Source organism: Bythopirellula polymerisocia (genome assembly GCF_007860015.1).
GTDB lineage: Bacteria > Planctomycetota > Planctomycetia > Pirellulales > Lacipirellulaceae > Bythopirellula > Bythopirellula polymerisocia.
The window spans coordinates 1-18,506 of sequence record NZ_SJPS01000020.1; the positions used below are offsets into that span (position 1 = coordinate 1).

Genomic DNA, 18,506 nt, shown 5'->3' on the forward strand with positions numbered 1-18,506 from the left:
CTTCGCTCCCAGGGCGTGCACCCGGTCGCGGAGATCGTACTCCGTCTGGCCGAACAGGTTCGAGTCGTCCTTATCGGCCAGCAGCTTAGCCACGCGCTTACGCTCCTGCTCAAAGCAGCCCTCTAAAAGCTCGTATAGGAGCTGTTCTTCTTCGTTGAGGTCCAAAGATTCCTGGGGGGATGTGGACATGATCGACTCCTAGAAATGTGGAAAATAGGAAGACTTACCCGCACAACAGAATTAGAGCAAATTTCACACCTACTTTCGAGACGCTCACACAGCAGACTACTGCATAGAATTTTCGAAAATGCACCCCGGATACCGATCAGCTCGTGAATTACAGGATTCTGTACGGGGCATTGTGCAATGTTTTGCCAAGCGTAATTACCCATAGAACGAGGCACCTTTGACGATCTGGTCTCTAGAGCGTACAAAGAAGGCTTAGCAAATCAATCATCGCGTCCGCAGGTGAGGGGTCTCTGCAATGGGGGCCTCGCGAACCTGGTCAGGGTGGAGACACAGCAGCCATAAGCTTGTGCTTCTTTGTGTGGGGGCCTCTCACCAGCGGTCGCGATTTTTTCTTTTTTTCCCGCTAAACCGCAAGCGGCGATAGAATGTCGATGACTGAGGAAGACCGATCTACGACAACCGGAGCAGACTACGTAGTCGTTGCTCGGCGGTATCGACCTCAGGGATTCGACGAACTCATTGGCCAACAGCATGTGTCCCAAGCCCTTAAACGGGCAATCTCCAGTGATCGGGTCGGCCACGCCTACTTGTTTACTGGAGCGCGCGGGGTCGGCAAGACCTCGGCGGCCCGCATTCTTGCTAAGGCCCTCAACTGTGAACAGGGGCCAACTCCGCAACCTTGCAACGAATGCGAAATCTGCCAGTCGATCGCAGCCGGAGATGATGTCGATGTCCTGGAAATCGACGGCGCCAGCAATCGCGGTATCGACGAGATTCGCCAACTCCGGCAGAACGTCGCAGTCCGCCCCAGTCGTGCGCGGCTCAAGGTCTACATCATCGACGAAGTCCACATGCTCACCAAGGAAGCGTTCAACGCGCTGCTCAAGACGCTTGAGGAGCCACCCGAACATGTAAAATTTATCTTCGCCACGACCGAGGCGAATAAGATTCCCATCACGATCCTGTCGCGTTGTCAGCGATTCGATTTTGCCGGGATCGAGTCGACGGCCATCCAGAAGCGACTCGCCCAGATTGCCGAGGCCGAAGGGGTCTCTGCCGAGCCTGATGCCCTGCAAATTCTGGCGATGCGGGCCGCCGGTTCGATGCGCGACAGCCAATCGCTTCTCGAGCAATTGCTCTCGGGAGGTGGCAACACGATCACCGCCGCCGATGTTACGGAAATGTTGGGAATCGCCCCGGCTGCACGTTTGAGTCAACTCGTCCTCCCACTGGTTAACCGTGATGCCGCGACGGCCCTGTCGGAACTCGACGCCGCCCTGGCTGAAGGGGCTGAGGTGAGCCAGTTGATTGATCAACTTCTGGGGTACTTCCGCGACGTGATGACCCAGGCCGTTGGATGCGACGAAAGTCGCCTGCTCTACGCTCTGCCTGGCCAACGGCAGGAAGTGCGTGAAATCGCCCAGCAACTGGGGGTGCATACCCTGCTGGCCATCGTGCAGGTACTCGACCAGACTGCCGCCCGCATGCGGGTGAGCACCCACGCCCGTACCTTAGCCGAAATGGCAGTCGTGCGAGTCTGCCAGTTGGACAACCTCGACGAATTGGCGATGCTCCTGGAACAACTCCGCGAGTCACCCACCAATTCGCGAGAAGCACCCCCAGCAATAAAAAAAAACGGTCCCCCTAGCCAGCTCCGATCAACTCGACCCGCCCCGATAGTCCGAGACCCAGTGTCTCCGCGGACCATACAAGCTGCGCCAGAACCTACGACAGGCGTAGCCATAGAAACTGCCTCACCGGCACCTACGCTTGCACTCACCGCCGAGAACGTTGAACAGATTTGGAAGCAGGCACTCGATTCACTCAACGGCATGGTCGCCGACCATGCATCCCATGTGGACGAAGTCGCAGTGGATGCCGAGGGACGCATGGTGATCACATTCTCAGAGAGTTTCTACCGCGATTCGTGTGAACGGCCCTCGAACCGTTCTCGGTTGGAGTCCGCTCTTGTAGAGGTCTGCGGGCGAAAAGTCCCGTTGATGTTGCAAGCGGCCAAAAGAGATGAATCGGCCTCGACGGCCCCTGCCGCCCCCCCTTCAAGACGCCAGCAACAAATGGAATTGGTGTCCCAGCCGTTTGTGAAGAAGGCCATCGAACTATTCGACGGCGACACGCAACGAATCAAATACATCCCCCCCGTCCAATAGAACTTTAACCGGCATCGTCACAATGCAGTTAAAATGGAGATAAGTCATGTTCAAAGGATTAGAAAACCTCGCCAATCTCCCTGGCCTGATGAAACAGGCCCAGGAAATGAGTGGCAAGATGCAGCAGCTCACCGAAGAATTGAAAACCAAGCGCGTGGTCGGCTCGGCAGGTGCGGGGCTCGTGGAAGTCGAGGCGAGCGGCACCGGCGAAGTTTTGGCCGTGCGGCTTGACCCAGGCCTCGTCGAGAAGCAAGACCGCGAGCTCTTGGAGGATTTGCTTCCTGGAGCCATCAACGACGCCCAACGAAAAGCAAAGGAACTCTATGCCAGCCAAATGCAAGAACTGACCGGTGGCATGAATTTGCCTGGTCTAAGCGATATGCTCGGCCAGATCGGGGGATCGGATCCGGCTTGAGGCAGGGCGGCCCTCGCCCACCAATTCTGGTTGGAGCAAATGATTAAGATCTGGTGGGCGGTGCCCACCCTACTTTGCTTGTACTGGAGCATCTCCGCCGAACTCCGGGGATCATACCTCGCCATTTGTCAAGGTAACTTTTCAAGAGTCTTGACCCTCCGCCAGCACGGGTAGCCATAAATAGCCCAAATTCTAGCCAGCTCTTCTTTTCGCATTTCTATCGCACCAAATCCCCATTAATACACTAGAATTGGGGTAGTCCAGTGAAGGTCCAAGTTTGACCTTCGAGTAGCAACCACATTATGCTACAGATCGAGATACCAGCAGGTCGTTCTGCTGAATCAGATACTTTTTTAGTTCAAAATCAACCAGCAGTTTCATTCAATGCGACTTTCATTCGGCCAACAGATGCAGATGGCTCAGAAGCAGGTGCTCGCACCGCGGATGATCCAGTCCATGGAGATTCTGCAGTTGCCGATCCTTGCACTGCAGGAACGCATCGAACAGGAGATGGAAGACAATCCGGTACTCGACAAAGCCGAGCTCACCGACGAAACCTCCGATCTCGAAGAGGAATCCTACAATTCGGATGCGCCGACTGAATCTGAAAAAGAGTTGGTCGTCAGAGACGATACCAATAACGAGGACGACTTTGAACGGCTGATGAACATGACCGACAATCTGCCCGACGAATACGAGGAGCGTAGCCGCCCCTCGCGAGGGCAGATGGAAGCGGAGTCCGATCGACATCACGACGCCATGGCCAACATGGTTTCGCGTCCCGAGTCGCTCCTGGACTATCTCGATCACCAGCTAAGTTGGTTTGACCTCGATGCTCCACTGAAGAAAATGTGCGAACGGATCATCTATAACCTCGATAGTAACGGCTATCTCAAATCACCACTGGAAGAGCTCATTCCGCCCGCACCGACAGACATTAACGGCGACTCCAAGTCCTGGCGCGCCGAACAACTGCAGCTTGCCGAATCGGCCTTGGCCATCGTCCAGCGACTCGATCCGCCCGGGATTGCCGCCCGCAGCCTCAAGGAATGCCTGTTGCTGCAATTGACTCCTGGTTTGTTGTTCTTCGAAGAGCTGCAAGTGCTGATCGAAAATCACTTGGAAGACTTGGAAAACAATCGACTGCCATTGATCGTGAAAAAGACCGGCTTTTCCATTGAGACAATCCAGGAAGCCTGGGAAGACTTGCGTACGCTCAAACCGAAGCCAGGGGCGGAATTCAATGAAACCTTCGCTCCGTCGGTGACACCTGATGTCTATGTAGAACGCAAGGACGAGGGGGGCTATGAAGTCCGCTTAGAAGATACACAATTGCCGTCGCTCTACATCAGCAACACATACCGCAATCTGCTCCAGGATCCGACCACAAACGCAGAGACCCGCGAGTACATCAAACGCAAAGTCAATTCGGCCCAGTGGATCATCGAGGCCATCGAACAACGCCGCAGCACGCTCACCAAGGTGTCGCAGGCCATCGTGGACCATCAAACGAGCTTCCTCGACAATGGGCCCGAATTCATCGAACCTTTGAAGATGCAACAAATCGCGGATAAAGTCGGCGTGCATGTCACCACGGTCAGCCGAGCCGTGGATGATAAGTGGATGCAGACGCCGCGGGGAATCTTCCCGTTGAAACGTTTCTTTGTAGGTGGCACGACCAGTGCTGACGGCGAGGAAGTCGCCTGGGACAAAGTGCGACTCAAGCTACAGGAAATCGTCGACAACGAAGACAAGACCAAGCCACTCTCCGACGACGCGCTCGTGGACGAACTCGCCAAAGCCGGTATCACCGTCGCCCGCCGCACCGTCACCAAGTACCGCAAGGCAATGGACATCCCCAGCAGCCGCCAGCGGCGGGACTGGTCGAAAGAAAAGTAAAGAGCTTGTTCGCCGCATTGGCTTTTCTCTTCAGAACACTTTCCCAAAGATTCCTCAGACGAGTTTTCCACAGCATTGGGGGGCAATAACTTCTGCTCTCTCACGATTGATTAGAACCACAGGGAACACTTCTTTATAAATTTGCTCTCAACTGTTTAATTTCAACTGAGCGCAGAACAAATTGGCGAGAGAGCAAATCAAATGCCTTCACGGGTAGTCCTCCCAAATTACCAACAATCTGTCTCAAATCCTTCCTTCCATGGCCCCTATCGGCTGTCCTCATTCGAGAAAAAGTTTTTTCTCCCTCCAGCTTGTGCAGTAGTTTACTGGCGGCATGGCTAGTGTATAGTAGTGACCATGAAATGTCCTTTCTGTCGCACTGATAATGATCGTGTTATTGACTCCCGGGCTTGCCAGGATGGATTCTCTATCCGTCGCCGTCGGGAGTGCCTCAAGTGTCGGCGTCGCTACACCACCTACGAGCGGATCGAAGAATCCACCATCAAGGTGGTCAAGCGCGATGGTTCGCGCGTCCCCTTCACTCGTGGCAAGATCAAGAGTGGCCTGGAACGGGCATGTTGGAAGCGACCGATCAGCGACCGCGAAATCGAGCGCACTGTAGCCGCTATCGAGAATGACGTCTACGGTTCATTTGAAACTGAAATCGATAGCCAGCGCTTAGGCGAGTTAGTCATGGAACATTTGCGCGACCTCGATGAGGTCGCCTTTGTGCGTTTCGCAAGCGTTTATCGCCAGTTTGCCGACGCCGGCGACTTCGTCGCAGAAGTCCGCCCTTTCCTCACCAAGGCCAAGTGAGTTCCGCGCTCATTCCTGCACCTGGACACTCTCCAGGTCACCATTTAGAATCAAAATGAAGAGTCTTGGGGCGGTAGCTCAGTTGGGAGAGCGCTGCGTTCGCAATGCAGAGGTCGAGGGTTCGACTCCCTTTCGCTCCACTAGATTCCATTGCAACACCCTTCCCTCTTCGAGAAGATTGAATGCCTCTTCGTTTCGGTAATTCTGACTCTTCTTTCGATCGACGACATTTCCTTAAGAATTCCGCATCTTGTGCAGTAGCATTTTCTCTACTGCCAGCGCTTGCGTCGAAGAACATTGCTGCCGATCAGTCAGATTTGTTGCCCCCCGCTCGAAAACTCTTCACGGCAGTGAAATGGGGAATGATCGAAATCGAGGGGAGCGTCACTGAAAAATTCCAACTCTGCAAGGATTTGGGCTACTCCGGCATGGAGCTTGTCAGTCCGCTAGAAGGATTTACCATCGATGACGTCTCTGCGGCGCGGCGGGCTACCGGCATGCCAGTCCATGGCGTCGTTGACATGAAGCACTGGAATATCCGACTTTCCTCTCCACAAGAAGAGGTTCGCGCGCAAGCAGTGGGGCATCTCGAACAAGCACTCCTCGACTGTCATGCGCTCGGTGGATTTTCAGTCTTGCTTGTGCCCGGCAAGGTCACGGGTCCAGAGGAAACGCACGAAGACGTCTGGAAACGATCCATCCAGGGCATTCGAAAAGTGCTTCCCTCGGCGAGCCAACTCGGCGTGCGAGTTCTGATCGAAAATGTTTGGAACGGATTCTGTGAGACACCCGAACAAATGCGAGATTACATCGATGAAATTGACAATCCCTGGGTGGGTTCTTATTTCGACATCGGGAATGTGCGTAAGTTCGGCCCTAGCGAAGACTGGATCCGTACACTTGGCAATCGAATCGTCAAGCTCGATGTGAAAGACTGGAGCCAGAAAGATGGCTTCTGTAAAATTGGGGACGGCGACGTCGATTGGCCAGAGGTTCGCAGGTCGTTGGCAGAAATTGAATTCTCAGGCTGGTGTACTGCAGAAGTGACTGGCGGTGACTCCGAATCTCTAAGGGATATACATCGACGCATGACAGAAGTGCTTGAGATAGATTGACCATCAAAAGACTCAATCCACACGATTAAATAAGGCAAAGCGTCTTTCTCGCGCAGGCGGGAATCCAGACGGCTACGGTTCAACACTAGATTCCCGCCTGCGCGGGAAAGACGAAATAGGCAGGTACCAACGATGGTTGAAATCATAGGCAATCAAGAAAGCTCTCGTCGAAGATTCTTGCAAACATCTGCGATCACGGCGGCGAGCCTGGGAACCCTGGGGTTCCCTCAAAACGTCCATGCTGCGGGTTCTGACGAAACGTTAAAAATTGGGCTCGTCGGTTGCGGGGGACGAGGAACGGCTGCCGCCATCGACGCCCTCAGTGCTGATCCCAATACTACTTTGGTCGCCATAGGAGATACGTTTGCGGATCGCAGTGCTTCCTGTCTGCAAACCTTGAAGGATACCCCAGAAGTTGCCGAACGTGTGAAAGTGACAAACGAATCCGTGTTCTCCGGATTCGAAGCTTTTCAAAAAGTAATTGATTCGGGGATTGATGTCGTTCTACTCGCGACACCACCGCATTTCCGCCCGGAGCACCTAGCCTATGCAGTCAAACAAGGTAAGCATAGTTTTGTGGAAAAACCGGTTGCCGTCGACGTACCCGGTGCCTTGAGCGTACAAAAAACTTGTGAAGAGGCGCGGCTGAAGAATCTTGCGGTCGTGTCCGGCCTCTGCTGGCGATACGACCTGGGTGTCAAAGAAACGATGAAGCGCATCCAGGACGGAGCCATCGGCGACATCGTCGCGATCGAGTCTCGGTACAACACTGGCACCCTTTGGCACCGCGGTCATGAACCAGAGTGGAGTGACATGGAGTACCAAATTCGCAATTGGCTCTATTTCAACTGGCTCTCGGGAGACCACATCAATGAGCAAGCGATTCACAGTCTCGATAAGTCGGCTTGGTTGACCGGGGATACTCAGCCTGTCAAGGCCATGGGCATCGGAGGTCGACAACAACGCACGGACAAAAAATACGGCAACATCTTTGACCACCATGTGGTGTTCTATGAATACCCAAGCGGGGTGCGTGTCTTCTTTACCTGCCGTCAACAGGACAATACCACCCCCTTCGTAGATGAAATTGTGATGGGTACCAAGGGGACGGCTCGGATTCTCACGAATCGTATCAACGGCGAAAAGAAATGGAAATATCGCGGCCCCAAGCCCAGCATGTATCGTGTCGAACACGAGGAAATGTTCAAGAGCATCCGTGACGGCTCGCCAATCAACAATGGCGGCTACATGACAAATAGCACCCTGCTGGCAATCATGGGGCGCATGTGTACCTACACAGGTCAAGATCTCAAGTGGGAAGATGTGATTTCAAACACCGAGAAGCTGGGTCCCAGTAAATACGAATGGGGCAACGTTTCTGAGGGAACTGTGGCCATTCCCGGCAATACAGCACTTGCTTGAATCTACAATCCTAAATTGGCATGTTGACTCGTGAGACCCGCCCTGATTTTCAACGCAGAGATCGCCGAGGCGCAGAGAAGATGAAGAAGGGGAAATCTCTGCATGGCTCTGCGCCTCGGCGACCTCTGCGTTTAATTTGTTTCGTGGTGCTCAGTCTGCAGCTACCGTGCTTTCTGTGGGCTTCAGAAGATAAAGGCTCTTTTGAATCGTATCAAGCCAGTATTCCTGGGTCTGAAGTCACCTTCGAAATGATTGCCATTCCTGGCGGTGAGTTCTTGCAAGGCAGTTCTCGGTCAGATTCTTCCGAAGATGAGAAGCCCGTCGTCCGAGTCGAGGTTCCCTCATTCTGGATGGGCAAGCATGAAGTCACCTGGGCCGAGTACAAGCTCTTCATGAATCTTTGTAGTGTGTTCGAGAAATTCGACGATCAAGATATTCGTCAAGTGACGAAAGAAAACGAGATCGACGCGATTTCCGCCCCTTCGAAACTCTACGACCCTAGCTTCACTTTCCAAGCAGGAGAAGAACCGAATCAGCCGGCAGTCTCGATGAGCCAGTTTGCTGCCAAGCAATATACAAAATGGCTGAGTCTGTTAACGGGAGATTTCTATCGACTCCCCACCGAATCAGAATGGGAGTACGCCTGTCGTGCCGGCACTACCTCGGCGTACAACTTCGGCAACGATCCTGCCGAGATAGACGAATACGCCTGGACCGAGGACAACGCCGACTTTGAGACGCACATCGTGGGGCAAAAACGGCCCAACGGCTGGGGATTGTTCGACATGCACGGCAACGCCGCCGAGTGGGTCCTCGATGAGTATCGCTCCGACTGGTACGCCACTCTATCCGAGCGATTGTGTACCACCAAGGAAACGCTCTGTTGGCCAACGAAGCTCTTTCCGCGTGTCTTGCGTGGTGGTTCAATGTATGTTTCGCCCGCCGATTGTCGTTCTGCCAGTCGCAGAGCGAGCGACGACGAAGAACTCAGAAGCTACGATCCGAATACCCCTAAGAGCCCCTGGTGGTTCGCAAGTGACGAGGCAATCGATATCGGTTTTCGCATTGTAAGACCACTCGAAAAAGTTTCTCGGGAAGAACAAGAGAAGTATTGGCAGGCCGATCTTCCTTCTATAACTAGTGACGTCAATCGAAGAATTGATCAGGAAGGCCGTGGCGAACGTGGGCTGGTTGATCCGCAACTCCCGCAGGCGATGGCTGATTCGCTCCAACATTAATCAACGAAGGAGAAATCCCCTTGAAAGTTGCGCTTACGATTGTCTTGAATCTGCTCATTTCGACTACCAGCTTTGGTGTAGAGACCGCGGAATTTGTTTCTCTTTTCGATGGCAAGACTCTCGATGGATGGGAAGGGGCAGTTGATAGCTACGCAGCCGAGGATGGAATACTGATCTGCCGAGAGGGAGCTGTTGGTAAACTGCTCACTACGCGCGAATTCGAGGATTTTCACTTGAAGTTCGATTTCCTGCTTACCCCAGGGGCTAACAATGGCTTAGCAATTCGTTCACCCTTAGATGGCGACGGTGCCTACGCAGGGATGGAGCTTCAAATTATCGACAATACAACTAAGAAGTACGGAGATCTGCTCGATTACCAATATCACGGCTCACTCTATGGAGTTGCACCTGCCCGACGAGGCGTTCAAAAACCTGTTGGCGAGTGGAACGAGCAGGAGGTTCTCTGCCAGGGACGACACATCACAGTTGTACTCAATGGATCGGAAATCCTTGATATCGATATCGACAAGGTTGCACCCAATGGAGAGACAATCGACCACAAAGACCACCCCGGCCTGGCTCGCAAGTCAGGTCGCATAGGTTTTCTTTCTCATGGAGATCGGGTCTCTTTCCGAAATATCCGGATTCAGAATCTTAGCGACGCAGAGAATTAATTGTGTCACAACTGTCCGACGCGGAGAGACATTCCGCCTATAGCATTGACTCTCCCAGGATGAAATTGGAACCCGAATTCCCGCAGGAGATTCATTCGTCAACGGGCGACCGACTTCTCTCTTTGGACACTTACCGCGGTTTTACGATGCTGCTACTGGCGTTTACGGTCCCCAATTATGGTTGGGAGTCTCGTATTGCAGAAGCTCACCCAGATTCAACTGTTGTTTCTGTGCTGATGCACCAGTTCGAGCACGTCGAGTGTCAGGGAACGGTCCTCTATCGTCCCTTGTTCATGAATCTTGCAGTTGGTCTGTGTTTATGGTTGATTTGTTTCTGGATGTATCGAAGAAAAATATTCCTGCGAATCTGAAAGTCTGGCTAGCCCTACGAATCCTGGATTTGCTCGATTTCCTCCGGCAATGCGATGAATCACGTTTCCCCCCGCGCCACCTACCTCCACATCCCCTTCTGCGTGCATCGTTGTGGCTACTGCAACTTTACGGTGATCACTGGTCGAGACGATCTGGTGGAACCACTGCTCGCCGCCATCGCCACGGAATTGAGTTGGCTCGATTCTCCCTGCCCTGTCGAGACCCTCTACTTCGGCGGGGGGACGCCGACGTATCTCTCGCCCACTCACTTAAGTACGCTCTGCGAGATGGCACTCAAGTGGCACCCGCTCGTTTCAGGGTATGAGTGGACCGTCGAGGCTAATCCGGGCGATCTTGATCTTGAGAAAATCGACGTTCTCGCCGCACAGGGTGTCAACCGTTTGAGCCTGGGGAGCCAGTCTTTCCGCAAAGAGAAGCTTACTCTGCTGGAACGAGATCATTCCGCCGACGACATTCGCAAGTGTGTCGAGCTCTGTCGCCAAGCAGGGATCACATTCTCACTCGATCTGATCTTCGGCACTCCGGGAGAGACGCTTGCCCAATGGCAAACTGATTTGGAGCAGGCGATTCAACTCGAACCCAACCACATTTCCACCTATGGCCTGACCTTCGAGCGGGGAACACAGTTTTGGAACCGACTGCAACACAAAGAGTTGATTCCTGTTGCGGAAGAACTCGAACGGGACATGTATCTCTTGGCCATCGACATGCTGACAAGAGCAGGGTTCGGGCACTACGAGATTTCTAATTTCGCCCGGCCAGGCCATCGCAGTCGCCACAACGAAACTTATTGGTCCGGCCGGGGCTATTTTGCTGCCGGTCCAGGGGCTGCCCGGTATGTCGACGGTGTTCGGCAAACGAACCATCGCAGTACGACGACCTATCTGCGTCGCATTCAACAGGGCCGATCACCTGTCGCTGAAGAAGAACGACTCGATGACGTCGCTAAGGCTCGTGAGGCGTTGGTATTCGGGCTACGCAGAATCGCCGGAATCGAGCGTACATCCTTTGAGGCCCAGACCGGAATCACACTCGAAACGCTGGCCGGAGACACTGTTCGCCGCTTCGTCGATCTAGGAATGCTCACCGACGACGGCCAGCGGATCCGATTGACTCGTGAGGGCCTCCTTGTAAGCGACGCCCTCTGGCCAGAACTGCTTTAACCCGCCGCATGCGCGGCTTTGTGCCCTCTCAAAGCGGAGCGCGCGGAACCCGCCGCGGATATGGCGGATCATCAACCTGGGGCGGATAACCACCCGTTTCATCAACCCAGGCCTGCCGCTCTTCCTCGGTGGCATAGTACCGCAGCCAAATCTCGGGGTCGTCCCCTACGTTAGCGCAGTCCCAATGCAGGTAATTCGTGCGGCGATCAATCCGCTTCTCAAACGAGGGGAGAATATCGCGGTAGATCAAATAGTACAGTTGGCGATCTGATAAGTGCTCGGTGAAATCAAGCACGATATTCTTAGTGAACAACTCTTGGATGGTGCTTTGCAAGATATTGTGCAAGTGTTCGTCGTCGAGCTTATCCGGTGAAGGTAACTCCAATGGGGGATCGAACCACTCACAGATTGGCATGATCGGTGCGCGTTCCCATTCGAGCATCGATTGCAAGAACTCATTCTCGCTCGAAGTAGACATCACATTCGCGTTCACACAGCCAATGGACTCGTCGTAGAGAGGTTCCAAGGCGTCCCGCAACTGCGCGTTTCGTAGCAAGTTCTCCACATCATCCGTTTGGTGGAAGTCTGGTAAATTCATGGCATAGAAAATCGAGTGCGATATGTGCAAATCGGGGTCCGCCGCGCTTCGTTTCTGCACGGGGCAGAAATTCAGCCGTAGATACGCAGCAGTTCCGCGTTCCACGCCCCGTATGTTTGACTTTATCAACAAGCCCACTCCCTGAGAATAATATTGAGGCCTAGAAACTAAGAGTTTTCCAAAAGGCTCATTCAGGACCGTTACGACCCGCAAGGTCCCCCCAAATCCCTGCCAGCAAGGCCAGCGAAGCTGGCAAAATAGGGCCAAATCTCAGTCCACCGGTGTACCCATTTCCCGCATCAGAAACTTCATATCTTCCCAGGCATCTTTCTTCGCTGGCGGGTTCCGAAGCAGATAGGCCGGGTGATAAGTGCAAACTACCTTGACATCTCTGTAGCTGTGAATCCTGCCCCGCAGCCGCCCGATCGCTTCGGTCGTTTCGAGGAGATTCTGGGCAGCTACGGCCCCTAGACAACAGATGAACTCGGGGTTGATTAACTCTAACTGTCGATCAAGATAACGACGGCAATTCTGCGATTCAGGGGGGGTCGGGTTGCGATTTCCTGGAGGGCGACATTTAAGAATATTTAAAATGTACACATCCTCGCGGCGAAGGTGGCAGGCCTCCAGAATCTTCGTCAGTAGCTGACCCGACCGCCCGACAAACGGCTCGCCCTGTCGATCCTCTTCAGCACCTGGCGCTTCTCCCAACAAGCAAAGTTTCGCCTGCGGATTCCCGACTCCGAACACGGTTTGTGTGCGAGTCTCGGCCAATTCCTGGCAGAGGGTGCATCCAGCAACTTCCTTGCTGAGGATCTCCAGAGTAGAGGCGGATGATTTGACTTCTGGCATTGTTACTTCCTCTTCCTCAATTACCGGCGATCGCGGTTGAGCATCTGCTTTGCTGGGCTGCAATTCTGATTCGATATCCGCAGAAGCCGCAATGCTAGTTTGCAAGCTACTGGGACTGGGGAGTTGCTGCACACCGGCCGCTTGCAAGCTCTCAAGCATCTGCTGTGCCATGCGAACGAGTTCCGAACCGGATACTTCAGCCATTTGTCTACTTTATGTGTCTAGTTTTGCTCTTGCTGGACATCAACCCCAGGGCACTAGCACTCGGTACTCGCGAACTGTCTCTGGCGCGATAAGGCTGGTTGAGCGGGTTCAAAAGTGGGGGAACTTGCAAAATCTGGAATAAAACGGGACGAATCCAGCACCGACTGGGAACCTGAGTGTACGGACTCCTCGTCGGAATGATAAGACCCCGCAGTTTCAACCGTGGCTTTACGCGCGTTTCTCGACTATTATGAAGTGTTATTGCTCGCTTGGTATCTGGGGAGGTCTGAAGTCTGATGGGAGTTCCGCGTGTTGTTATTGTTGGTCGACCAAATGTGGGCAAGAGTAGCCTGCTGAACTGGCTAGCCGGACTGCGCATTGCCATCGTGGAAGATCAGCCCGGCGTCACGCGCGATCGAGTCGACTACCTCATGGAATATGAGGGCCGTTTCTTTGAACTCGTCGACACCGGCGGCATCGGTATCGAGGACGTCGACCGGCTCACTCAGCATATCGAGGATCAGATTCAGTTGGCCATCGACTCTGCGTCGGTGATCCTGCTGGTGGTCGACGCCCGTGAAGGACTTGTTCCGCTTGATGAAGAAGTGGGGCGGCGCCTGCGGAATCTTGATGTTCCCGTACTCTGCGTAGCCAACAAAGCCGACGACCCCAAATTTGACCAACAGGCTTCCGAATTCTATCGGCTCGGTCGCGGCAACTTTGTACCCGTGAGTTCAAAGCAGAATCGCAATCGGTCGGTCCTCTTGAACTCGATTCTCGAACGACTTCCCCCTGAGGAGCTTGATGGGTCTACTGATCCCGAGGGGGAGCCCGAAATGAAAGTGGCGATCGTCGGTCGCCGTAACGTTGGCAAGAGTACGCTCGTCAACACGTTGGCTAAAACCCAACGCATGATCGTCAGCGAGATTCCTGGTACGACCCGCGATAGCGTCGATGTCCGTTTTGAACTAGACGGCAAGTCTTTCGTCGCCATCGACACGCCTGGCATTCGTCGACCGCAGAGCAGAGGGGCCCCCATAGATTTCTATGGCACTCACCGCGCTCAGCGCAGCATCCGCCGTGCCGATGTTGTGTTCTTGTTCCTCGACGCCACGCAGCGAATCAGCAAAGTTGACAAACAGCTCTGCGATTACATTAGTCAGCAATACAAGCCTTGTATTCTGGTCGTCAACAAATGGGACCTCGTCGTGAAGTCTATGCCTACGGATAAATGGGTCCGCTATCTGCACGACACGTTCCGCACGATGAGGTATGCGCCGATCGCCTTCATCACCGGCGAAACCGGCAAGAATGTTAAAGCACTTTTGAACCACGGTCAAATGCTGTTTAAGCAGTCTTTGACGAGAGTTCCTACGGGCCAGTTGAATCGACTTCTCCGCGAGGCCATCACTCGTGTCCCGCCACCCATTCACCAGAATCGTCGCCCCAAGATTTACTACGGCACGCAGGTCGGAGTTCAACCCCCTACCCTGGTACTGTTTTGTAGTGACCCCAAAGGAATCGACCCGACCTACCAGCGGTACCTCCTGGGCGCAGTTCGCAATCATCTGCACTTCGAGGAAGTTCCCATCAAGCTCTACTTGAGGAAGCGTCAGCAGACTGACCAGCGCGACGAAATCGCCGTAGCTGATCCCGGCGATACGACTGCCAGCGCTGCAATCGTCAATGGAGGTGCCGCTCCGAAGGAGGCAAGAAGTGAAGAGATCGAATCGACTTGATCGAGCCGACTCAATCGGTCACTTACGATCCGAGGGACTCTCATCACTGCCCTGAATCGCAGCGACGCTATCACCTGGCAAAAGATGCTCGCGGTGACGATAGTGGTCAATGGCCCCCAGAATGACCACAACCCAAGTGGCAATAAATAGCGCTAGCTCACCCACTGCTAGGATTTCCTGCCTGTCCTTAAGCATCGCTCGCTCCCTGTAGTCTAGCTGAGCAATAACTCAGCAACCCCTCTTGTTAAGCCCACAATAGAACGCATCAAACTCACCCTGACAACCCTTATATTTCCCCTTATTTTTCAGGCCCTACCCCGTCTCTGGCAAGAATGCTACACTTTCTGGTCTGTAAGCAAGAAATGCTAGCAGGATTTCGGTTCCACAGCATTTCAACAGCACAGGGCGATTAGCTCAGTTGGTTAGAGCACTAGCTCGACAAGCTAGGGGTCACAAGTTCGAGTCTTGTATCGCCCACTTGAACACCTGTACACTCCGGTAAGGTGGAGTAATCAGCGGGAACTATTGAGTCTTTGCTTTCCGCTTCCTGCTCCGTACTACTACTTACGGACCCTTTCTTCTTGCACTTGTGCTTACACTTCTCGGCGGCCTTCTCGAAGTCGGCATCGGTAACTTGCCAGTAATGTTTTTGAGCAACCAGTGTGCTATGTCCTAGCCATGCTGCGGCAACGTGGGCAGGGTATTCTGCGGCCAACTCCGTCGCTCGGGTAGCTCGGAGGTTCTGGAACAACTTCGGCCAAGGATTGAGGCCAGCCTTCTTGAGAATCCGCAGCAGTTGCGTGCGGAGATTAACATTGTTCTCGCGGTAGCGACGAATAACAGGCTGCTCGCTCAGCCGCACTTGCTTGGGATCGATTGCATCCTGAGCTTGTTCCCAAGCCTTCTCAAAGTACGGCTCCAATTCGGCGAACATGGGAATCACTCTCGATTCGTGGCCGGCGTGGTGTTCGGTTTTAGGAGAGCGTACGGCAATCCTTCCTTCAGCCCAGTTAATGTCGCCCCATTTCAGAGCCAAGTGCTCAGATGGGCACCGAAGACCGCCGAAACGGCTCAAAGCAAAGATAAGCTTCCATTCGTTGTCAGGGCAGTCTTCGAGCACAGCATCAGAATCCTCGCGCGAAATAAAGTGCTCGCGGTCTGCGACTTTTATGCAACCAACCCCCTCCTGCATTTCCGCAAAGGGATTCTCCTGAATCAGTCGCTTGCGAAGTGCGGCCTTGAAGAACTGGCGAGCAATCCCACAGCGTCTCCGTACGGTGTTGGGGGCCAGGTCCTGGGAACTGGTTAGCCAGGCTCGCCATTCATCGGCATCCCCAGGGGTTATTTCGGACAGAGGCTTGTCTCTCTTGAAATACTCAATCAGACATCGCTTGGTATGGCCGTAAACGGTCTTCGTCGACAGCTTCACCTTCACGCCCTGAGTATTGATAAACGCATCCAGGAAAACTCCCAGAGTAGTCGCGTCGGGCTTTTCTCGCATCGCTAATACGCCCTTCGCAGCCAGTTTGTCGTACAGAGCAGGATTCTGTTGCTGGAGCCGACCAATCCATGAAGAGACCTCTGGATCATGGGATTTCAGACTTTGCCTGTCCGAAATGATGCTCTCGACCATGGATCGGATCGTGTCCGCTGCCTTGGCAGATATTTTCCCCAGGCGGATGGAATCACGTTTGCCACTCGGAGTAATGAATTGCAACGAACGGCAGCCGTTGTATTCCTTGGTTTTCTTGTTACGGTCTCGAATCATACTGGCCATGGTTAGCCCTTTCGTTTTCTCTCGACTAATTCCAGGTTCAAAAAATCGGCAAGCTTATCGACTGTGGCCAATGACAGACCGCGTTCCTCATTCAGGAATCGGGACAACGCGGCCTCATCGACGCCCGTCGCTTGGCAAATCGCATAGCGACTATTCTCCGACTTGCGAATTGCAGCTTTCAATTGATCCGAAATTGATCTTGCCATGATGATAGTATCGGGATTCACTTGTTATTTGTCAAGTACCGTTGTTTGTGCTACGTGGGTTCGGGTTGGTTCTTTGAGCAATTACTGTTGCCTCACGATATGCCTTCTCGTCGAAATACCGCGCTACAGTCTCGACTCCCTTGACCTTGCATAGGATTCTCTCGACGCGCTCTATTCGCAGTTGTTCCTTCCGAGACTCAAATGGGAGGCCCTGGACGTGGGCGGTTTGTTTCGATCTAACCACGTTGCTTTTCCTCCAGACGGATGACGTGGGTGGCCCCTACGTAGTAGGGCCACACACGCACCGTCACGGCACGTTGTCGGGTACGTGGGCGGTCAGAATCGCCCACGTTAAAACTCGGTATCTTGGGCAAGCTGGTAGACATTGCACTCATTGCCTCTAACTGTGGTCTTTGTGGTTGAAAGTTGCTTTTGAGACACCAGCCAATCAAGCAACCGTTGCTGTCGCTCTCTGCTGATTCCTGTGCGTTCTCTCAGTACGCGGGCAGTGCCGGGGCCTTCCTTGCGTATGGCATCGATAATCTGCTCTGTGCCTTCCTTGTCCTTCTCGTTCTGCCGTTGTTCCTGATTGGTTTTCTTGCCCTTGAGTAGCGACGTGTCGGCTTCAGTTAGATGCCACAGTGGGTATTCCCATTTCAGGGCAACCGGCTCGACTGGCGGGAAGGAACGAACCACCGCATCCAGCACTACAACGCCATCGTCTTCGTGCTCTCTTAGGACCATGTGGCAATCAGCCGCCCGACTTTGTGCGCCTGCCCCACTGCCAACGTCGGTAACTCGCTTGTCGCTCTGGCTGCCCTTGCTGCTGTGATGAATCATCACAATGGCCGCGCCCGTTTGCTCAGCAAGTCGATCAACCGCGTTATAGAATCGAGTTTCAGCCGCGTTGTCGTTCTCTGATTCGCCGTTCCCGAATCTGTACTTGGCGTCCAAAACGATTAGCTGGTAGTTGCCGTGTGGATATGCTTCTAGCTCTTCGGCACCCGCTCGACGGTCGACTCACTTACGCTCAAGCCGCACAGTTTCTTGAGCGTGATCTCGCTCGATTGCTCAAAACTGTTTTGCACGCCGGTGATGCTCACCACCTCCCGCGCCGCGGGGCTGAGCATCCGCTTGTCTAATCCCAGGTGCCGGTCCCGCGGCATGACGCCGTGGCGGCACTGTCGGCAGTGATAATAGTGCCGCTGGATTTCGAGTTGACCCAGCAGCGTGTCGACCCAACGGTGACGGACGCCGACGCAGCGGGCGTCACCCCGGCAAGTCGGGCAGACCATGCTAGCTTGCTCGTAACCGCCCCTTTTTTTGTCGCTCGTCGGCGACCACTTCCAAGGCCTTCGCTCCCAGGGCGTGCACCCGGTCGCGGAGATCGTACTCCGTCTGGCCGAACAGGTTCGAGTCGTCCTTATCGGCCAGCAGCTTAGCCACGCGCTTACGCTCCTGCTCAAAGCAGCCCTCTAAAAGCTCGTATAGGAGCTGTTCTTCTTCGTTGAGGTCCAAAGATTCCTGGGGGGATGTGGACATGATCGACTCCTAGAAATGTGGAAAATAGGAAGACTTACCCGCACAACAGAATTAGAGCAAATTTCACACCTACTTTCGAGACGCTCACACACTACA

21 protein-coding genes, 2 tRNA genes and 1 other RNA gene are annotated in these 18,506 nt (G+C 53.8%); 15 read left to right on the plus strand and 9 right to left on the minus strand.

Annotation, left to right across the window (positions count from 1 at the left end; translation table 11 throughout):
• The coding region (locus Pla144_RS24085) for a hypothetical protein (RefSeq protein WP_146453266.1) at positions 1–189 on the minus strand (189 nt) is incomplete at its 3' end.
• 280 nt (positions 190–469) lie between these two features.
• On the opposite strand from Pla144_RS24085, the gene ffs reads away from it, so the two are divergent.
• The 12 genes from ffs to hemW all read left to right on the plus strand — a co-directional run bounded on the left by ffs (position 470) and on the right by hemW (position 11,492).
• An RNA gene (ffs, locus tag Pla144_RS24090) (signal recognition particle sRNA small type) lies at positions 470–564 on the plus strand.
• Positions 565–620: 56 nt separating this feature from the next.
• Positions 621–2,357, plus strand: coding sequence for a DNA polymerase III subunit gamma/tau (gene dnaX, locus Pla144_RS24095; protein WP_146453267.1), 1,737 nt, complete (start codon positions 621–623; stop codon positions 2,355–2,357).
• A gap of 46 nt (positions 2,358–2,403) precedes the next feature.
• Positions 2,404–2,772, plus strand: coding sequence for a YbaB/EbfC family nucleoid-associated protein (locus tag Pla144_RS24100; protein WP_146453268.1), 369 nt, complete (start codon positions 2,404–2,406; stop codon positions 2,770–2,772).
• A gap of 384 nt (positions 2,773–3,156) precedes the next feature.
• A complete protein-coding gene (gene rpoN / locus Pla144_RS24105) occupies positions 3,157–4,671 on the plus strand; it encodes an RNA polymerase factor sigma-54 (RefSeq protein ID WP_146453269.1) in 1,515 nt (504 codons plus the stop codon).
• Positions 4,672–5,028: 357 nt separating this feature from the next.
• Positions 5,029–5,487 (plus strand): transcriptional regulator NrdR, encoded by a 459-nt coding sequence (gene nrdR / locus Pla144_RS24110; protein WP_146453270.1) that lies wholly within the window; start codon positions 5,029–5,031, stop codon positions 5,485–5,487.
• Between the two features lie 67 nt (positions 5,488–5,554).
• Positions 5,555–5,627: transfer RNA gene (locus Pla144_RS24115), tRNA-Ala, on the plus strand.
• Positions 5,628–5,669: 42 nt separating this feature from the next.
• Positions 5,670–6,602 (plus strand): sugar phosphate isomerase/epimerase family protein, encoded by a 933-nt coding sequence (locus tag Pla144_RS24120; RefSeq protein ID WP_146453271.1) that lies wholly within the window; start codon positions 5,670–5,672, stop codon positions 6,600–6,602.
• A 132-nt stretch (positions 6,603–6,734) separates the two neighbouring features.
• Entirely contained in the window at positions 6,735–8,024 is a 1,290-nt protein-coding gene (locus tag Pla144_RS24125) for a Gfo/Idh/MocA family oxidoreductase (protein ID WP_146453272.1), read from the plus strand.
• A gap of 248 nt (positions 8,025–8,272) precedes the next feature.
• The gene (locus Pla144_RS24130; protein WP_197530989.1) at positions 8,273–9,262 is read left to right on the plus strand and encodes a formylglycine-generating enzyme family protein; all 990 of its coding nucleotides are present in this window, start codon (positions 8,273–8,275) and stop codon (positions 9,260–9,262) included.
• A 20-nt stretch (positions 9,263–9,282) separates the two neighbouring features.
• Entirely contained in the window at positions 9,283–9,936 is a 654-nt protein-coding gene (locus Pla144_RS24135) for a 3-keto-disaccharide hydrolase (RefSeq protein ID WP_146453274.1), read from the plus strand.
• 59 nt (positions 9,937–9,995) lie between these two features.
• Positions 9,996–10,307 carry a hypothetical protein gene (locus tag Pla144_RS24140; RefSeq protein WP_146453275.1) on the plus strand — a complete coding sequence of 104 codons (312 nt, stop codon included), beginning with the start codon at positions 9,996–9,998 and terminating at the stop codon, positions 10,305–10,307.
• 54 nt (positions 10,308–10,361) lie between these two features.
• Positions 10,362–11,492 (plus strand): radical SAM family heme chaperone HemW, encoded by a 1,131-nt coding sequence (gene hemW, locus Pla144_RS24145; protein WP_146453276.1) that lies wholly within the window; start codon positions 10,362–10,364, stop codon positions 11,490–11,492.
• Between the two features lie 28 nt (positions 11,493–11,520).
• On the opposite strand, the gene Pla144_RS24150 is transcribed toward hemW, so the two are convergent.
• Both Pla144_RS24150 and Pla144_RS24155 read right to left on the minus strand, forming a co-directional pair.
• Complete coding sequence (locus tag Pla144_RS24150; RefSeq protein WP_231936541.1) at positions 11,521–12,219, minus strand: hypothetical protein; 699 nt, start codon at positions 12,217–12,219, stop codon at positions 11,521–11,523.
• A 141-nt stretch (positions 12,220–12,360) separates the two neighbouring features.
• Positions 12,361–13,146: a uracil-DNA glycosylase gene (locus Pla144_RS24155; RefSeq protein ID WP_146453277.1), complete on the minus strand. Its 786-nt coding sequence runs from the start codon at positions 13,144–13,146 to the stop codon at positions 12,361–12,363.
• A gap of 296 nt (positions 13,147–13,442) precedes the next feature.
• On the opposite strand from Pla144_RS24155, the gene der reads away from it, so the two are divergent.
• On the plus strand, positions 13,443–14,885 hold the full coding sequence (gene der / locus Pla144_RS24160) for a ribosome biogenesis GTPase Der (protein ID WP_146453278.1): 1,443 nt from the start codon (positions 13,443–13,445) through the stop codon (positions 14,883–14,885).
• 18 nt (positions 14,886–14,903) lie between these two features.
• Here der and Pla144_RS24945 read toward each other — a convergent pair whose 3' ends face one another.
• A complete protein-coding gene (locus Pla144_RS24945; RefSeq protein ID WP_197530990.1) occupies positions 14,904–15,080 on the minus strand; it encodes a hypothetical protein in 177 nt (58 codons plus the stop codon).
• 208 nt (positions 15,081–15,288) lie between these two features.
• Here Pla144_RS24945 and Pla144_RS24165 point away from each other — a divergent pair.
• Positions 15,289–15,362: transfer RNA gene (locus tag Pla144_RS24165), tRNA-Val, on the plus strand.
• On the opposite strand, the gene Pla144_RS25635 is transcribed toward Pla144_RS24165, so the two are convergent.
• Complete coding sequence (locus Pla144_RS25635; RefSeq protein ID WP_391580980.1) at positions 15,316–16,518, minus strand: tyrosine-type recombinase/integrase; 1,203 nt, start codon at positions 16,516–16,518, stop codon at positions 15,316–15,318. The genes Pla144_RS24165 and Pla144_RS25635 overlap by 47 nt on opposite strands.
• Between Pla144_RS25635 and Pla144_RS25245 the strand changes: the two genes are divergently transcribed.
• Entirely contained in the window at positions 16,474–16,668 is a 195-nt protein-coding gene (locus tag Pla144_RS25245; RefSeq protein ID WP_231936542.1) for a hypothetical protein, read from the plus strand. The genes Pla144_RS25635 and Pla144_RS25245 overlap by 45 nt on opposite strands.
• Here the strand turns inward: Pla144_RS25245 and Pla144_RS24175 are convergent.
• The 4 genes from Pla144_RS24175 to Pla144_RS24190 all read right to left on the minus strand — a co-directional run bounded on the left by Pla144_RS24175 (position 16,665) and on the right by Pla144_RS24190 (position 18,410).
• Complete coding sequence (locus Pla144_RS24175) at positions 16,665–16,868, minus strand: helix-turn-helix domain-containing protein (protein ID WP_146453279.1); 204 nt, start codon at positions 16,866–16,868, stop codon at positions 16,665–16,667. The two genes, Pla144_RS25245 and Pla144_RS24175, sit on opposite strands and share 4 nt — an antisense overlap.
• 351 nt (positions 16,869–17,219) lie before the next feature.
• Positions 17,220–17,822, minus strand: a complete 603-nt coding sequence (locus Pla144_RS24180; protein WP_231936544.1) for an AAA family ATPase — start codon at positions 17,820–17,822, stop codon at positions 17,220–17,222.
• 35 nt (positions 17,823–17,857) lie between these two features.
• Positions 17,858–18,163, minus strand: coding sequence for a UPF0236 family transposase-like protein (locus tag Pla144_RS24185; RefSeq protein ID WP_146453281.1), 306 nt, complete (start codon positions 18,161–18,163; stop codon positions 17,858–17,860).
• Between the two features lies 1 nt (position 18,164).
• A complete protein-coding gene (locus Pla144_RS24190; protein ID WP_146453282.1) occupies positions 18,165–18,410 on the minus strand; it encodes a hypothetical protein in 246 nt (81 codons plus the stop codon).
• Between the last annotated feature and the right edge of the window lie 96 nt (positions 18,411–18,506).

Bases quoted from the DNA above. Each gene is read 5' to 3' on its own strand.
- dnaX (WP_146453267.1), top strand. From the start codon at position 621: ATGACTGAGGAAGACCGATCTACGACAACCGGAGCAGACTACGTAGTC.
- Pla144_RS24100 (WP_146453268.1), top strand. From the start codon at position 2,404: ATGTTCAAAGGATTAGAAAACCTCGCCAATCTCCCTGGCCTGATGAAA.
- rpoN (WP_146453269.1), top strand. From the start codon at position 3,157: ATGCGACTTTCATTCGGCCAACAGATGCAGATGGCTCAGAAGCAGGTG.
- nrdR (WP_146453270.1), top strand. From the start codon at position 5,029: ATGAAATGTCCTTTCTGTCGCACTGATAATGATCGTGTTATTGACTCC.
- Pla144_RS24120 (WP_146453271.1), top strand. From the start codon at position 5,670: ATGCCTCTTCGTTTCGGTAATTCTGACTCTTCTTTCGATCGACGACAT.
- Pla144_RS24125 (WP_146453272.1), top strand. From the start codon at position 6,735: ATGGTTGAAATCATAGGCAATCAAGAAAGCTCTCGTCGAAGATTCTTG.
- Pla144_RS24130 (WP_197530989.1), top strand. From the start codon at position 8,273: ATGATTGCCATTCCTGGCGGTGAGTTCTTGCAAGGCAGTTCTCGGTCA.
- Pla144_RS24140 (WP_146453275.1), top strand. From the start codon at position 9,996: ATGAAATTGGAACCCGAATTCCCGCAGGAGATTCATTCGTCAACGGGC.
- hemW (WP_146453276.1), top strand. From the start codon at position 10,362: ATGAATCACGTTTCCCCCCGCGCCACCTACCTCCACATCCCCTTCTGC.
- Pla144_RS24155 (WP_146453277.1), bottom strand. From the start codon at position 13,146: ATGGCTGAAGTATCCGGTTCGGAACTCGTTCGCATGGCACAGCAGATG.
- der (WP_146453278.1), top strand. From the start codon at position 13,443: ATGGGAGTTCCGCGTGTTGTTATTGTTGGTCGACCAAATGTGGGCAAG.
- Pla144_RS24945 (WP_197530990.1), bottom strand. From the start codon at position 15,080: ATGCTTAAGGACAGGCAGGAAATCCTAGCAGTGGGTGAGCTAGCGCTA.
- Pla144_RS25245 (WP_231936542.1), top strand. From the start codon at position 16,474: ATGGGATTTCAGACTTTGCCTGTCCGAAATGATGCTCTCGACCATGGA.
- Pla144_RS25635 (WP_391580980.1), bottom strand. From the start codon at position 16,518: ATGGTCGAGAGCATCATTTCGGACAGGCAAAGTCTGAAATCCCATGAT.
- Pla144_RS24175 (WP_146453279.1), bottom strand. From the start codon at position 16,868: ATGGCAAGATCAATTTCGGATCAATTGAAAGCTGCAATTCGCAAGTCG.
- Pla144_RS24185 (WP_146453281.1), bottom strand. From the start codon at position 18,163: ATGGTCTGCCCGACTTGCCGGGGTGACGCCCGCTGCGTCGGCGTCCGT.
- Pla144_RS24190 (WP_146453282.1), bottom strand. From the start codon at position 18,410: ATGTCCACATCCCCCCAGGAATCTTTGGACCTCAACGAAGAAGAACAG.